General features: G+C 60.4%; 16 protein-coding genes. 8 read left to right on the top strand and 8 right to left on the bottom strand.

Annotated elements, in window-relative coordinates; all coding sequences use genetic code 11:
* Nucleotides 1-40 precede the first annotated feature (40 nt).
* The 7 genes from bphC to JW792_RS13550 all read right to left on the bottom strand — a co-directional run bounded on the left by bphC (nt 41) and on the right by JW792_RS13550 (nt 6,211).
* Nucleotides 41-916, bottom strand: a complete 876-nt coding sequence (gene bphC, locus JW792_RS13580) for a biphenyl-2,3-diol 1,2-dioxygenase (protein ID WP_135995323.1) — start codon at nt 914-916, stop codon at nt 41-43.
* The gene (hcaB, locus tag JW792_RS13575) at nt 913-1,758 is read right to left on the bottom strand and encodes a 3-(cis-5,6-dihydroxycyclohexa-1,3-dien-1-yl)propanoate dehydrogenase (RefSeq protein ID WP_135995324.1); all 846 of its coding nucleotides are present in this window, start codon (nt 1,756-1,758) and stop codon (nt 913-915) included. The genes bphC and hcaB overlap by 4 nt, the downstream gene beginning before the upstream one ends.
* Nucleotides 1,749-2,990, bottom strand: coding sequence for an NAD(P)/FAD-dependent oxidoreductase (locus tag JW792_RS13570; protein ID WP_135995325.1), 1,242 nt, complete (start codon nt 2,988-2,990; stop codon nt 1,749-1,751). Before JW792_RS13570 ends, hcaB begins: the two co-directional genes overlap by 10 nt.
* Nucleotides 2,990-3,313, bottom strand: a complete 324-nt coding sequence (locus JW792_RS13565; protein WP_135995326.1) for a non-heme iron oxygenase ferredoxin subunit — start codon at nt 3,311-3,313, stop codon at nt 2,990-2,992. The genes JW792_RS13570 and JW792_RS13565 overlap by 1 nt, the downstream gene beginning before the upstream one ends.
* A 12-nt stretch (nt 3,314-3,325) precedes the next feature.
* The gene (locus JW792_RS13560; protein WP_135995327.1) at nt 3,326-3,889 is read right to left on the bottom strand and encodes an aromatic-ring-hydroxylating dioxygenase subunit beta; all 564 of its coding nucleotides are present in this window, start codon (nt 3,887-3,889) and stop codon (nt 3,326-3,328) included.
* An 80-nt stretch (nt 3,890-3,969) separates the two neighbouring features.
* The gene (locus JW792_RS13555; RefSeq protein ID WP_135995328.1) at nt 3,970-5,319 is read right to left on the bottom strand and encodes an aromatic ring-hydroxylating dioxygenase subunit alpha; all 1,350 of its coding nucleotides are present in this window, start codon (nt 5,317-5,319) and stop codon (nt 3,970-3,972) included.
* A gap of 52 nt (nt 5,320-5,371) precedes the next feature.
* Nucleotides 5,372-6,211, bottom strand: a complete 840-nt coding sequence (locus JW792_RS13550; protein WP_135995329.1) for an alpha/beta fold hydrolase — start codon at nt 6,209-6,211, stop codon at nt 5,372-5,374.
* Between the two features lie 332 nt (nt 6,212-6,543).
* Between JW792_RS13550 and JW792_RS13545 the strand changes: the two genes are divergently transcribed.
* Nucleotides 6,544-7,272: a GntR family transcriptional regulator gene (locus tag JW792_RS13545; protein WP_135995330.1), complete on the top strand. Its 729-nt coding sequence runs from the start codon at nt 6,544-6,546 to the stop codon at nt 7,270-7,272.
* A gap of 407 nt (nt 7,273-7,679) precedes the next feature.
* Entirely contained in the window at nt 7,680-8,570 is an 891-nt protein-coding gene (locus JW792_RS13540) for a LysR family transcriptional regulator (RefSeq protein ID WP_192900967.1), read from the top strand.
* On the opposite strand, the gene JW792_RS17260 is transcribed toward JW792_RS13540, so the two are convergent.
* Nucleotides 8,553-8,774 (bottom strand): helix-turn-helix domain-containing protein, encoded by a 222-nt coding sequence (locus JW792_RS17260; protein WP_135995332.1) that lies wholly within the window; start codon nt 8,772-8,774, stop codon nt 8,553-8,555. The genes JW792_RS13540 and JW792_RS17260 overlap by 18 nt on opposite strands.
* Before the next feature lie 276 nt (nt 8,775-9,050).
* Between JW792_RS17260 and JW792_RS13530 the strand changes: the two genes are divergently transcribed.
* From JW792_RS13530 to JW792_RS13505, 6 genes are all read left to right on the top strand, one after another.
* Complete coding sequence (locus JW792_RS13530) at nt 9,051-9,353, top strand: DNA -binding domain-containing protein (protein WP_135995333.1); 303 nt, start codon at nt 9,051-9,053, stop codon at nt 9,351-9,353.
* Nucleotides 9,354-9,475: 122 nt separating this feature from the next.
* Entirely contained in the window at nt 9,476-11,467 is a 1,992-nt protein-coding gene (locus JW792_RS13525; RefSeq protein ID WP_135995334.1) for a conjugal transfer protein TraG, read from the top strand.
* 9 nt (nt 11,468-11,476) lie between these two features.
* The gene (locus tag JW792_RS13520; RefSeq protein WP_135995335.1) at nt 11,477-11,938 is read left to right on the top strand and encodes a ribbon-helix-helix domain-containing protein; all 462 of its coding nucleotides are present in this window, start codon (nt 11,477-11,479) and stop codon (nt 11,936-11,938) included.
* Nucleotides 11,939-12,083: 145 nt separating this feature from the next.
* Nucleotides 12,084-13,067 (top strand): P-type conjugative transfer ATPase TrbB, encoded by a 984-nt coding sequence (trbB, locus tag JW792_RS13515; RefSeq protein ID WP_135995336.1) that lies wholly within the window; start codon nt 12,084-12,086, stop codon nt 13,065-13,067.
* Nucleotides 13,064-13,396, top strand: coding sequence for a TrbC/VirB2 family type IV secretion system protein (locus tag JW792_RS13510; protein ID WP_135995337.1), 333 nt, complete (start codon nt 13,064-13,066; stop codon nt 13,394-13,396). The genes trbB and JW792_RS13510 overlap by 4 nt, the downstream gene beginning before the upstream one ends.
* The gene (locus JW792_RS13505; RefSeq protein ID WP_135995338.1) at nt 13,396-13,677 is read left to right on the top strand and encodes a VirB3 family type IV secretion system protein; all 282 of its coding nucleotides are present in this window, start codon (nt 13,396-13,398) and stop codon (nt 13,675-13,677) included. The genes JW792_RS13510 and JW792_RS13505 overlap by 1 nt, the downstream gene beginning before the upstream one ends.
* The last annotated feature ends 9 nt before the right edge of the window (nt 13,678-13,686 follow it).

The following is a 13,686-nucleotide window of genomic DNA, read 5'->3' as shown; positions in this document are numbered from 1 at the left end:
ATCTCCTCCCTGATTTTATACTGTTATGGATTGCTTCAGACTAACCAGGTCCGGAAAATCGGTGTCCCCAAACACTGATCTTGTCATAGCGCACGACTGACCAATTGGGTTCGATCTGGCGCGCACCCCAACCGTATTCCACTGCGAAGCCCGACGGCGTCGCTCCGTAGAACGAAACCATGTGGTCGTTGGTGTGTCGCCCAAGTGTCGCCACGATCGCACCGTCTGCTTCGAACTTGTCGAGGGCAAAACCGACATCATCGAACTGCGCCACTTCGAGCATGAAGTGGTGAAGCGTTTTGCCACCAGGCAAACTGGTGAGGGCGAGCGTGTGATGGCGACCGTTGCAGTGCAGAAAATACAATCGCACCGTCAGCTCATCGTTCAATTTCCAGTCAATAATGTCTGAGAGATGAAGGCCAAGGCCCTTGATATAGAAATCAAGCGCGGCGTTCACGTCGGGAACGTTCAGCACATAATGGCCAAGCCCCTGATCATCGGTCAGAAAGCTCGAAACGCCCGTGGGTGAAGCAAAGGGCTTCTCGAAGAGTTCTGTCGCGCCATAGCAAATTTCGACACGGTTTCCCGCCGGATCCCTGCACGAAACGAGGCCGAGGACTCCGCGATCCTTCACTAAGTCCGAGCCTTCCACAGTCACGGCGACACCATGCTCCTCCAACCTCTTCTTGAGCGCCGCCAATGCGTCTTCGCTATCGACTTCGTAGCCCGAGAAGGAGAAATCGTCGGCTGGCCCTTTTTCGACATTCAGCCGCCAAGCGCGCGAATCGATGCGGAATCGCGCCCTGTGCGAACTGGCCGAAAATTCCATCAGCCCGAGTTTGCTAGTGGCGAAAGCGCGCCAGGCGGCTACGTCTGACACCTCAAATCCTAGATAGCTCAGTCTTTGGATGCTCACGCTGCCTCTCCCTTTTCCGAGAACCGCTTTTCGAGTTCCGCGCCGAGATTGGCATCGATCAGTCCGCGAACTCCCCAGCCACCGTTGAAATCCAGAATGGAGCCGGTCAGAGGCACGGTTTCCGCGCGCGTCGCGAAGAAAACAAAGGCACCGGTGTACTGTTCCGCTGTCGCGACCTCCCCGACCGGGATAACGTTTTCGAGCATGTCCTTGAGCGAGATTGTCGCAATGCTTCTATCTTGCAAATCTAGCGCTTTGAGTCCGCGCAGATCGGTGCCGATGATTCCGCCAGGCGCAATGCCGTTGACACGAATGTGCGGCCCCCATTCATAGGCGAGCTGCTTGATAAGGCCAACAACTGCGTGTTTGCTTGCAGTGTAGAGAGCGCCTCCGCCTGAGGTATAGAAGGCGGCGTTCGACGCGGTGAAGATCACCCGCCCCTTACTTTTGTAAAGTGCTGGAAGAGCAGCCTTGGCGGCCAAGAGATAGCCTTTAACGTTGATCGCGAACATCTCGTCAAAGGCATCCTCGATCTGACCATCGGGAATATCGACCAACGGAGTTATGTAGTCCCACACCCCTGCGTTGCCCACCAGGCAGTCGAGTTTACCGAAGGCTTCGATACAACTCGCGACGGCTTGCTTGTGGCTATCGAGAAAACGGACATCGCCCTCGACGCCGACTACGGCGTCGCCGTGAGCTTCTTTGAGCTTCGCCAGCCCGGCGCTCGACCTATCAAGTACCGCAACGCGGGCACCCTCGGCGACATATCGGTCAACGATTGCCCGCCCCAGTCCGGATCCACCGCCCGTCACGAGCGCCACCTCTCCCTTCAGCCGCATAGTTTTGTTCCTCCCTGATTTGAGCGCACGAGATCGCGCATGCTCTTGTTGATGTCGCTCAACGCGTCGGCAGCGACGAAAGATTCCCCTTCGACGAGTTTGATAGCCGTCGCGAAATCGCGCGGCGCGTCCACAGCGACAATCGCCCGAACAACGCCATTCAATACCCGAAAAAGAAGTGCCGGCCCGGCCCCAAGCGTTCCGCGAACTACGATCTCGCCCGGTCCCTCGATGTCGCCGCCGATCTGCATCCGGTGCCCAGCAATCTCTGTCCAGGATACAGGCACTTGCGGAGCCGCTGCCTTCTTTCCAAGGATCGTCGCCGCCACCGCTGCCGCTTGGCGCTGTGAATTCAGGTATGTCTCCAGCGACCGCCGACCCCCGTCACGCAGCGGCCAGCTCGCCACGTCGCCGACCGCGAAAATTCCAGGCACGAGCGTTGCGCCGCAGCCGTCAACGATGACACCTCGGTCGCAGGCCAACCCCGCGTCTCGTGCTAGTTGATCAGCCGGTTGGGCGCCGATGCAGATAAGCGCGCTGTCCGCGGCGAACCGACGACCGTCGACCGTCGTCACAGCCGTGAGTCGGTCTTCGCCGACAAACGCGCTGACGCCGACACCAAGCTCCACGCTTACGCCCAAGTGCATCAATTGCTCGCGGCTCCAAGCACCGAGCCGGCGCCCCAAGACACGCACGAGCAATTCGTCCGCCGCTTCCAGGATGGTCACTTCCAATCCGAGCTTCTTTGCCGTTGATGCGACCTCGCACCCGATCAGTCCGCCGCCCATCACGACAAGGCGCATACCAGGCGCCCAATCACCGCGCAGACGACCCGCGTCATCATAGGTGCGGAGGGTGGCAACGCCGGCAAGATCTCCGCCAGCGAGAAGTGGCTTGCGGGCGCTGCTACCCGTTGCGGCGACAATGACGTTCGCTGAGAGCGCCGTTCCGTCGTCGAGGCGAACGGCGCGCTCTCTCGCGTCCAGCTCCGTTACAGCCTTGCCGAAGATCAAGTCAATTTGCGCTTCGTCATACCACTCGTTCGCAACGAGTAATGGTGGCCTCTGAAGATCTCCGCCGAGCACAGCTTTGGACAGCGAAGGTCGGTCATAAGGGAAATGGGGTTCGTCTCCAATCAAGGAAATTCGCCCCTCATAGCCTTCTGCGCGCAATACCCGAGCCGTAGTGACGCCCGCAACGCCATTGCCGATGATTGCAACGTGACCAACCATCAGGTCACCTCTCCGGCATCGAGATCAACGAGGATGGCATCTTCCTCCAACTTGACTGGGAACACGCGAAGCGCCTTGCAGGCAGGAAGAGCCTTTACCTTGCCTGTCCGCACGCAGAACTTGGCGAAGTGCAACGAGCATTCGACAAGATCACCATCTAGATAGCCGTCGGAAAGGGCCCATTCTCCATGGGTGCATGTGTCTTGCACCGCAAAAAACTCACCATCCACGTTGCACAATAGCACGGCTTCGGCCCCACCTTCGTGCCGGTGCATTTCGCCGGGCTGAAGGTCTGATCGTCGCATGATGTAGGTCCACGTCATGCTTCGATCACACTAAAAGAAAAAGCTAAGGTTGTTGGAGAGGATCGTGCTCTGATCGATAAGGATCGTGCGACTAGAGATCTCGAACCCAGCTTCGCTCTCTTTGCGCCGAAGAGTATCACGACGCTCTCCGGCGAAGATGTCGAGCTGTCGCTCTAGCCGATTGCGATAGACAATGAATGCGTTTGAGGTCTGGTATTCGCTCGGCGATGCGCCCTGCACGATCATCACGTTTCCAATGATATGCCGGGTGCGCGATGCAGGGTTTTCAGACCAACTGACATCGGACGTGATCTTCCGAAGCCGGCCCTTCATCATATGCAGATCATCGTCGAAATGGGCGTACTCGCCGACAGTAGAATACTCTTGATCGGTTTCGCGCATGATGCGCGTGGTGCGGATCGGCATGAAATAGCGAATATCTTCTGCCAGCAACGCGAACCAATCCTCGAAGCGCCGGTCATTGAGAAGCTTTGCTTCCCAATAATAGAATTGCTCGATCTCGTGCTGGAGCTCTAGCGCGACCGGAGTCGGCTTTTTTAAAAAGACATCGGGTTTTTTGATCGTATCAAGCATAGCGAGTCCCTCGTGGCTCGACGATGAATAGGGCTGAACGCCGTGGCCCCTGGCTGGCTCCAACGGCATTTGCACGCAGATTATTCGGCAGCAGCGAGACGGGTCGCATTAAGCGCGCTCCAATTCTCGGAGGTCATCATGCGCGCCCATTGGGCGTAGAGGCCGCGCGCCGCTTCCTCGCTGTAAACATGGCTTATCCGGCCGGGATAGTCTGGATCGTTGTCCACGGTATTGCCAAGACCCATTTCAATATTGAAGGGGCGGCTGCGCGCCTTGTGGCCGCGCAAGACGTGCTGAATCTCAACCCAATTCTCTCCATCGTCCTGTTCGAACACGCCCCCCGCGGAGAAGGTTCGTAAGGTCTGACGACGAAACTCGTCCTTGATGTCGTCGGGTGCGTCAGCATCAACGACAGTGAACGCCCAGACCTCGACTTCGTTTGGGCCGCGCGGATGCCAAGCGCGGACTGTGTTGATGCCGGGCAGGAAGGAGCAAGTCGGGAATATGGTCATGTGCTGAGCCATGACCCGAGTGCCGCGCTCAACGCTCCCGAGACGCTCGCCAGCCTTCTCGGCTGCGGCGCCTTCGGTCCAGTATTGCGTGATCTTCGGCCCCATGATGGCGAGAAGAAGATTGGGGTCGCCGATGTAGAAGCCGGTTCCATGTCCACCCCAAGGCGCGCGATACTGCTTACCCACGGTCGGCGGCGCGAGGTCGGTCAACTCGAGGCCTTCGGGCAGGCCGGCAAGAATCCCGGAAAGATGAGACGTGGTTCCAGCGTGATACATGTCGCTGCAGAATTGCTCCGCGGCGAATTTCCAATTGCAAGGAATTACCCACTTCTGCACGCCGGGGATCGCCTCGGTCCCCGCCTCGGTTCGATCCAGCATATGATCCATGTAGAATTTGGCTTCGCCGAGATAGGCGTCCAGACTGGGCGCATCAGCATCCCAATTGGCAAAAATCAGGCCCTTGTAGGTTTCAACCCGCGCTTGGAGAGGACCCCACTCCTTCTTATTAAGGCAAGGGAACGCTTCCTTTTCGAAAGGAACGCTTACGAGATTGCCTGCAGTATCGTAGGCCCAGCCGTGATATGTGCAGGTGAACGCCTTCGCGTTTCCAGCGTCCGAGCGGCAGATTCGCATGCCGCGATGTCGGCATTGGTTCAGGAAGACCTTGATGCTTCCGTCTTTTTGCCGGACAACAAGAACAGGATCTTCACCCATGTAATTGGTGAGATAGTCGCCCGGCTTCCTGATCTGGCTTTCGTGGCCCAGCAGAAGCCAAGAGCGCCCAAACACACGCTCCAGCTCAAGCTGATACAGGCTCTCGTCACTGTAGATTCGCGGGTCGAGGCGGCCAGTATTCTCGCCCACCATGTCCAGAATCTGCTTATCCGTCCAAGAGATCTTTGGCGCTGAGGTGTTCATCGTTTCCTCCTGATCATTGTTGTCAACGCGACGCCATCAGGCGTCGTTGGGCCTATGAGTCCGAGTCCGCTTCTGAAAGAAAATCCTGCACCAGCCGGATAAATCCGGCGGCGTGTTCGATCTGCACCCAATGCCCGCATCTGCCAAAGACGTGCAATTGAGACGACACGATGAGCTGATGCAGCCGCAGGGACGTCTCAAGCGGTACTACTTGGTCATCGCGGCCATGTAAGATGAGCGTCTCATGCGGAATTGCCCGAATATCGTCTTCCGAGCTGGCGAGCGCATTTACCCAACGCTGTCTCGGCGCCGGAAACATCGACGAAAATGCTTCCTGGAAACCAGGTCTGATGCTGGCCTTGTACCGTAAATCCGCCAACTCGTCGTTCACAAGGCTTCGGTCGTAGGCAAAATAATCCATTACTTTGCGCATATTCTGCGCCGACGGCTCGTACCCCCACACCGCGTTGAGACCCTTGGTAACTTCGAAATCCACGCCCGCCGATCCCATCAGTATGAGCCGACGAACGCGCTGAGGGAATCGTATGGCGAACGCTAAAGACAGTGCCCCGCCAAAGGAATTTCCGACAAGATCAACGCGATCAAGCTTCATCGCGTCCAGAATGTCAGCCAAGTGCGCGACCCAAACCTCGGGACCGTAAACAATATCCCTAGGCCGTTCGGTGAATCCAAAACCCACCATGTCGGGGGCGATTACTCGCCGCTGCTCCGCCAATGTGGGGATCACCGCCCGCCAGTTTGCCCACGCAGTGACGCCGGGACCAGATCCGTGAATGAGGAGGACCGGCGCGCCTTCGCCGACATCGTGAAGGTTAGTGTGAATGCCGCCGGCATCGACGGTTCGAGCAATTTCCGGATTCGCTTCATGCACGACCTTACGACTCCCAATCCTGATGCCACCAACAGCTGCGCAACACCGCAGACGCCCGGATTGGGAGAAAAAATATAGGTGCTAGCGCCCGGTCGCGCGCTACCATCATCGTTCCTCCCAAGCGGGGGCGCCTGTGCGCCTTCTCCAATAACGTTTATGGAAGTTAAAAACGACATTTTGCGGTGTCAAGCGTTTTCATTGCCCTATAACGACGTTTGGGTCATAGCTACTTCTTGAGCTCTAGGTGCCGGCTGGGCCCTGCGGGCCTATTTGTCGCGCTTGGTGGCAGGCCCAGCAGTGTGCCCGGTGATATCCAGGAGGTTTTCGTCGAGATGATTGAGTCCGGAAAAGCAGCCAACGGACCGGTCGCTGACTTCGGCGCGATACCGAACGAGAAAAGGGGCGTAACAGCCATTGAGACTGCGTACACAATCCTGAGAAGCCGCATTATCGGGGGCGTGTATCCGCCGGGATCGAAGCTTCACCTTGAAAATCTGAAATCGTCACTGAGCGTTAGTGGCAGCACGCTGCGCGAGGCTCTGACACGCCTGATGGCTGACTGCCTTGTCGTTGCCGAAGGACAAAAGGGATTCACCGTCGCGCCAATGTCGCTCTCCGATCTAGAGGACCTCACGAGCGCTCGGATAACACTGGAAACAACCACCTTGATTGAGAGCATCAGGCTTGGGAACGACACTTGGGAAGACAACCTCGTTACATGCTTTCATCGGCTAGCGCGGGCCCAGGAACGACTCGAAGCCGATCCGGCAGGCGCCTTTGACATCTGGGAAGTTCGAAACAAAGAATTTCACGATGCGCTTGTCGCGGCGGCGCCGTCGAATTGGCTGGCGAACTTCAGACACATCCTATTTCAAAATTCTGAGCGCTATCGCCGCCTGTCGGGCACACAGGGGCCGGTTCCGACAGAGGTACACAGAGAACACGAAGAGATATTTTCTGCTGCGATGGCGCGTGATGTCGATCGCGCAGTTGCGGCACTCACCGGTCACATTCGACGCGCCGCAAATGTGATCCGGTCAAATGCTCTTATCAAGGAGTAGCTCGCCCTTCGCGCGAGAGGATTGTCCTTGTCCGACAGCCCCGCACAGGCGACCTGATCATTGTTGAGGAGAACGATACAATGTCGTACGCCAAGTTCGCGATTGGACCGACATGGGCGACGGACCAATTCTCGAAATATGCTGGCGAAGTTTGGCGTCGCTTCGAGCGTCTTTCTCTTCGAGAGCGATATTTGTTTCATTGATCGCCTCGATGGCGCACCCGCCACGACCTCGAACGTCCAATGACGCGTTGCATACTACAGTGCTAGGCGGATGGACGAAAGAGCGCTCGATTAACCGCGTCGTCGTTGCGTAAAAATCCGAGCAGCTCAGAGCAATAGTCTATGCGTCGTCGAACACTGAGCCAAAAGGCGCCCACGTCGCCGTTGCGCAACGGACGTATTCCGATGGTGTCCTTGCTTCAGACACTGGCCGTCGCGGAGTATCTGAACTTGCGTCATGCCGCCAACGCGCTCGGCGTCAGCCAGTCGAGCTTGAGTACGCGGATCAGGGTGCTGGAGGAAGATCTGGGCGTTGCCCTTTTCGAGCGCCACGCGAGGGGCGTGCGACTGACTGATGCGGGCCGGCGCTTCGTCGAGAAGGTAGCGGCCGGTGTTGACCAGCTCGATGATGCGGTGAAGACCGCCGGCATGACAGCGCGCAGCGAACTCGGCCGCCTTCGTGTCGGCGTCCACGCGCTTGTTTCAGGCGGCTTCCTCGCCGAACTAATCGGCCTTTACCGCGACCAGTACCCGAGCATCGACCTGGATATTATCGAAGGAACAGCTCGCGAGACTATGGCTCAGCTTCGCGCCGATCGACTGGATGTGAGCTTCGTCGCCAACGCGCCGGACTTTCCCGATTGTCTATCCCGGCGGATTTGGACCGAACGCCTGAAAGTCGTGCTGCCGCCGAACCATCTTCTTGCGCATCAAACGAGCGTCATGTGGGCTGATCTCGCATCCGAGACCTTTCTTGTCCCCTACGGCGGAACCGGGCCACAGGTGCATGATCATATCCTCCTGCGCCTCGCTGGGGGATGGCCCAATGCTTCGATCCTGCCGCTTGCCGTCGAGCGCGCCACATTGTTATCGATGGTTGCGCAGGGCTTCGGCGTCACCATCGTCGGCGACGCGACAGCTCTTGCGCCGCCGCCCGGCGTCGTTTTCCTGCCGATCACCGACGAGCCAGAGCCGGTTTGCTTTTCCGCCGTATGGTCGCCGCAAAATCGCAGCCCCGCGCTCCGCGCCTTCCTTGACCTTGCTCAAAGGGTCGCTCGGTCAGCTCCGACGGCCTGAACGCTTCACCAGCTCCGCAGGCTCCACCCCCAACGCCTCTGCGATTCGTCCGAGCACGGTTACGCTCGCCGAAACGTCACCCCGTTCGACTGCTCCGAGATAGCGGGCGCTCAGGCCAGAGCGTTCGGCCAGCTCCTCCTGCGTCAACTTCTGATCGTGGCGTGTTCGACGCAGATTCCTCGCCATGACCTCCTTGAGATCCATGGCGGGATGGGAACCAAGATAGGAATGATCGTTCCAGGAACGATCGTTCCTATTCAGCTTGATTGATGCTATTCGTCATGTAGATCGCAGGCGCAAGTCGGTCCACAGGAAAGACCTCCGCCGACCAAGCCCGCTCGAAGGGGAGCAGCGAACAAGCACCATGCCCGACCCCCGCCCGAAAATGGAGCGCCGGCTGCGATTCGTCCGCACTGTCATGCCCGGCTCAATCTTGCAAAGTAGGGTGGCGAGCGTTTCGCCGAGAAAGGAATGCGTCCCATGCGCGTGAGGCCGGAGCTTGATCCCGACGTCGAAGACGAAGCGCCGGTCTGTCCCGACATCACAGCCTATGATGAAACGCATTTCGTGACCTATCTACGCCTTCTGGACGCGCAGGCCGAAGGCGCCGACTGGATGGAGGTGGCGCGGATCGTGCTCCATCGCGATCCGGCTGCCGAGGAAGCGCAATGTCGGCGCTGCTGGGAAAGCCATCTCGCCCGCGCGCAATGGATGACGAAGAACGGCTACCGCCGGATACTCGAACAGGCGGTCGAAGAAGCGCGAGACACCTCGCAGCACTGAAGCCGACCGTCCTATTTCTTCGCCATGGTATCCGGCGGCACGCTCGCCGCTCTTTTCTGTTGAGTCTCGCCAGAACGCCTATTCTCTGATCGGCTCCGTCCCTTTTGCCGATTGGAGCCTGTATGTCGGGAACGCGCGTCCTCTGGGGTCAGATCACCGTCGTCTTCACCATCATTCTGGTGATGACCTGGGCGGCGACTCAATGGACCGCGTGGCGGCTCGGTTTCCAGCCGCAGCTCGGAACGCCCTGGTTCGATCTGGCTGGCTGGCCGGTCTATTATCCGCCGGCCTTCTTCTGGTGGTGGTTCTCGTTCGATGCCTACGCACCCGGCATCTTCATCGAAGGCGCGGCCATCGCCGCGTCGGGCGGATTGCTCGCCATCGCTGTCGCGATCCTCATGTCGATCATCCGCGCCAGGGAGGCACGCAATATCGAGACCTACGGCTCGGCGCGGTGGGCCGAAGATAGGGAGATCGCCACCGCGGGCCTGCTTGGTCCCGACGGCGTCGTGCTCGGCAAGCACGAGCGCGACTATCTACGCCATGACGGGCCGGAGCATGTGCTGTGCTTCGCCCCGACGAGGAGCGGCAAGGGTGTGGGTCTCGTCGTGCCGACGCTGCTCACCTGGCCGGGAAGCTGCATTGTCCACGACATCAAGGGCGAGAACTGGACGCTCACCGCTGGCTTCCGCGCGCGTCATGGCCGCGTGCTGCTATTCGATCCGACCAATGCAAAATCTTCCGCCTACAATCCGCTGCTGGAGGTTCGGCGCGGCGAGTGGGAAGTCAGGGACGTTCAGAATATCGCCGACATTCTGGTTGATCCGGAAGGCAGCCTCGACAAGCGAAATCATTGGGAGAAAACGAGCCACAGCCTTCTTGTTGGCGCGATCCTGCATGTCCTCTACGCCGAGCCGGACAAGACGTTGGCTGGCGTCGCCAACTTCCTGTCCGATCCCCGCCGCCCGGTGGAAGCGACACTGCGCGCCATGATGTCGGCGCCGCATCTCGGCGCAGCCGGCGTTCATCCCGTTGTCGCCTCGGCCGCGCGCGAGCTGCTGAACAAGAGTGAGAACGAACGGTCAGGCGTGCTGTCGACCGCCATGAGCTTTCTCGGCCTCTATCGCGATCCGGTCGTGGCGAAGGTGACGGCGCGCTGCGACTGGCGCATCGCCGATCTCGTCGGCAGCCGGAGGCCAGCCAGTCTCTACCTCGTGGTTCCACCATCGGACATCAACCGCACCAAGCCGCTGATCCGGCTGATCCTCAACCAGATCGGCCGGCGCTTGACGGAAGAGTTGAAGGCATCGGGCAAACGCCATCGACTCCTGCTGATGCTCGACGAATTTCCTGCGCTCGGCAGATTGGACTTCTTTGAATCCGCGCTCGCCTTCATGGCGGGCTACGGCCTCAAATCCTTCCTGATCGCGCAGTCGCTCAATCAGATCGAACGCGCCTATGGGCCGAACAATTCTATCCTCGACAACTGCCATGTCCGGGTCGCCTTCGCCACCAATGACGAACGCACCGCCAAGCGCGTATCGGATTCGTTGGGCACGGCGACAGAGCTGCGCGACTCCACCAACTATGCCGGGCACAGACTGGCGCCCTGGCTCGGCCATCTCATGGTGTCGCGACAGGAGACGGCGCGGCCGCTGCTGACGCCCGGCGAGATCATGCAGCTTCCACCGACCGATGAGATCGTCATGGTTTCGGGTGCGCCGCCGATCCGGGCGAAGAAGGCTCGCTATTTCGAGGATCGCCGGTTCAAGGAGCGCATCCTGCCGCCGCCGGACCTTGTGATTCCGCAATCCGGTCCCGCCACATCAGCGGATGACTGGTCGAGCCGCGAGCTTGCCGCCCCGATCGAGTCGACGAGGCTCCCTGGACATGACGGCGGCGACGGCGATCCGGCCAATGCCGGCATTCGCCGTGAACCTGAACTGCCCGAGCACGAAGAGATCGTCGCGCCACCGCGTTCGCCCGATCACGAGTTCGACGTGCTGGAAGACGAGCCGGATGTTGACGCCGCCAAGGCGCGCGCGATGCGCCAACAGATGCGCATGGTCGCACGGCAGGCGTCCATGAACCCGAGCGACGGCATCGAGCTGTAGGACCGCGCCATGCAGACCAAGTCGCGCATGAACGTCTATTTCGATCCGGCGCTGCTGAAGAAGATCGATGCGTTGGCGACGCGGCGCAATGTCTCGAAGTCCGCTGTTGTCGAAGCCGCCGTCGCATCCTTCCTCTCGGCCGACGCTTCTGAGCGGCTGGAGGCGGCGCTGACCCGGCGCATGGACAAGCTCGGCCGCCAGATTGACGGGCTCGACGAAGATCTCGCCATCTTAGGCGAGACCGTTTCGCTCTTCATCCGCTTCTGGCTGACCGTCACGCCGCCGCTTACCGAAGCTGCGCAAGTCTCGGCGCGCGCGAAAGGCGCCGAGCGCTTCGACGGCTTCCTGCAATCGCTTGGCCGAAGATTGGCGACGGGCGATCGCTTCCTGAAAGAGTTGTCGCGGGATATCGACTCACTGCGCAACGAGGACGATGTTGATGCGTCTGAGACGAACGGCGATCAGACCTGAATATATCGCTCATCCTATTCCCCGCCGTTTCCCGCCGATGGCCGCCAGCACTTAGATACTTGTTGAAGCGACCGGATTTCCGGCTCTTTTAATCATCCCCGTCGGGGATCGCATGCCGCGCTCCCCATCAAGAAACGGGGACGATATGTCGGCTGCTCACCAGAGACCGGAGGCGATCCAGCGCGGCGCGCGCATGCTGCGCACCGCGCTCGGTCCTGCCATCGCCCGGTTTCTGGAAGATCCCGCAACCGTCGAAGTGATGCTCAACCCGGACGGCCGGCTGTGGATCGACCGTCTCTCGGAGGGACTGTCCGATACCGGCGAGCGGCTGTCGGCAGCGGACGCCGAGCGCATCGTCCGCCTGGTCGCGCATCACGTCGGCGCCGAGGTACATCCTGGCAGTCCGCGCGTCTCGGCTGAACTGCCGGAAACCGGTGAACGCTTTGAAGGTCTTTTGCCGCCGGTAGTGACGGCGCCGGCCTTCGCCATCCGCAAGCCTGCTGTCGCCGTCTTCACGCTCGACGACTATGTCGCCGCCGGCATCATGTCGGCGGATCAGGCCGAGACACTGCGCGCGGCCGTCGCATCGCGCGCCAACATCCTCGTCGCCGGCGGCACATCGACCGGCAAGACGACGCTGACCAATGCGCTTCTCGCCGAAGTGGCGAAGGGCGCCGATCGCGTCGTCATCATCGAGGACACGCGCGAGCTGCAATGCCGCGCGGAAAACCTCGTCGCCATGCGGACGAAGGATGGCGTCGCGACGCTTTCCGATCTGGTCCGCTCGTCGCTTCGTCTTCGACCCGATCGCATTCCTATCGGCGAAGTCCGCGGCGCCGAAGCGCTCGACTTGCTCAAGGCGTGGGGAACGGGACACCCCGGCGGCATTGGCACCATCCATGCCGGCACCGCCATCGGCGCGCTGCGCCGGCTCGAACAGCTCATCCAGGAAGCCGTCGTCACCGTCCCGCGCGCGCTGATCGCCGAGACCATCGACCTCATCGCCGTGCTCGCGGGCCGGGGCGCGTCGCGCCGACTCGCCGAACTCGCCCGCGTCGAAGGGCTCGGCCCGGACGGCGACTACCGCATCACTTCGATAACCCTCAACCACGCAGGAGACCCATCATGATCCGTTCGCTTTCGCGCGGCGGCCAACTCATGGCGACAGCCGCCGCTGCTCTCACCGTCAGCCTTCTCATCACGCCCGCCGCCCACGCCGCAGGCTCGTCGATGCCATGGGAGGCGCCGCTCCAATCGATCCTGGAAAGCATAGAAGGTCCGGTGGCGAAGATCGTCGCCGTCATCATCATCATCGTGACGGGCCTGACGCTGGCCTTCGGCGATACGTCGGGCGGCTTCCGGCGGCTCGTCCAGATCGTGTTCGGCCTGTCGATCGCGTTCGCGGCCAGCTCCTTCTTCCTGTCGTTCTTCTCGTTCGGCGGCGGAGCGCTCGTCTGATGGCGGGCCTCCTGCAACAAGCCGAAGACGTGCCGGGATTTGTCGTCCCGGTCCATCGGGCGCTGACCGAGCACATCCTGCTCGGCGGCGCCCCGCGCGCCATCGCAATCATGAACGGCACGCTTGCCGGCGCCGTGGGCCTCGGCCTGCGGCTCTGGCTGGTCGGCCTCGCCATCTGGGCGATCGGCCATTTCGCAGCCGTCTGGGCGGCGAAGCGCGATCCGCTCTTCGTGGATGTCGGCCGCCGGCATCTGCGCATCCCCGGTCATCTCACGGTCTGAGGGGAGCGC

This window comes from Marinicauda algicola (assembly GCF_017161425.1).
GTDB classification, from domain to species: domain Bacteria; phylum Pseudomonadota; class Alphaproteobacteria; order Caulobacterales; family Maricaulaceae; genus Marinicauda; species Marinicauda algicola.
Note: the sequence above shows the minus strand (reverse complement) of the source record. Positions and strands in the feature narration are given on the sequence as shown.

Excerpts from the sequence above, each read along its gene's own strand:
- hcaB (WP_135995324.1), bottom strand. The coding sequence starts at position 1,758 with ATGCGGCTGAAGGGAGAGGTGGCGCTCGTGACGGGCGGTGGATCCGGA.
- JW792_RS13570 (WP_135995325.1), bottom strand. The coding sequence starts at position 2,990 with ATGGTTGGTCACGTTGCAATCATCGGCAATGGCGTTGCGGGCGTCACT.
- JW792_RS13565 (WP_135995326.1), bottom strand. The coding sequence starts at position 3,313 with ATGACGTGGACCTACATCATGCGACGATCAGACCTTCAGCCCGGCGAA.
- JW792_RS13560 (WP_135995327.1), bottom strand. The coding sequence starts at position 3,889 with ATGCTTGATACGATCAAAAAACCCGATGTCTTTTTAAAAAAGCCGACT.
- JW792_RS13555 (WP_135995328.1), bottom strand. The coding sequence starts at position 5,319 with ATGAACACCTCAGCGCCAAAGATCTCTTGGACGGATAAGCAGATTCTG.
- JW792_RS13545 (WP_135995330.1), top strand. The coding sequence starts at position 6,544 with ATGATTGAGTCCGGAAAAGCAGCCAACGGACCGGTCGCTGACTTCGGC.
- JW792_RS13540 (WP_192900967.1), top strand. The coding sequence starts at position 7,680 with ATGGTGTCCTTGCTTCAGACACTGGCCGTCGCGGAGTATCTGAACTTG.
- JW792_RS17260 (WP_135995332.1), bottom strand. The coding sequence starts at position 8,774 with ATGGATCTCAAGGAGGTCATGGCGAGGAATCTGCGTCGAACACGCCAC.
- JW792_RS13530 (WP_135995333.1), top strand. The coding sequence starts at position 9,051 with ATGCGCGTGAGGCCGGAGCTTGATCCCGACGTCGAAGACGAAGCGCCG.
- JW792_RS13525 (WP_135995334.1), top strand. The coding sequence starts at position 9,476 with ATGTCGGGAACGCGCGTCCTCTGGGGTCAGATCACCGTCGTCTTCACC.
- JW792_RS13520 (WP_135995335.1), top strand. The coding sequence starts at position 11,477 with ATGCAGACCAAGTCGCGCATGAACGTCTATTTCGATCCGGCGCTGCTG.
- trbB (WP_135995336.1), top strand. The coding sequence starts at position 12,084 with ATGTCGGCTGCTCACCAGAGACCGGAGGCGATCCAGCGCGGCGCGCGC.
- JW792_RS13510 (WP_135995337.1), top strand. The coding sequence starts at position 13,064 with ATGATCCGTTCGCTTTCGCGCGGCGGCCAACTCATGGCGACAGCCGCC.
- JW792_RS13505 (WP_135995338.1), top strand. The coding sequence starts at position 13,396 with ATGGCGGGCCTCCTGCAACAAGCCGAAGACGTGCCGGGATTTGTCGTC.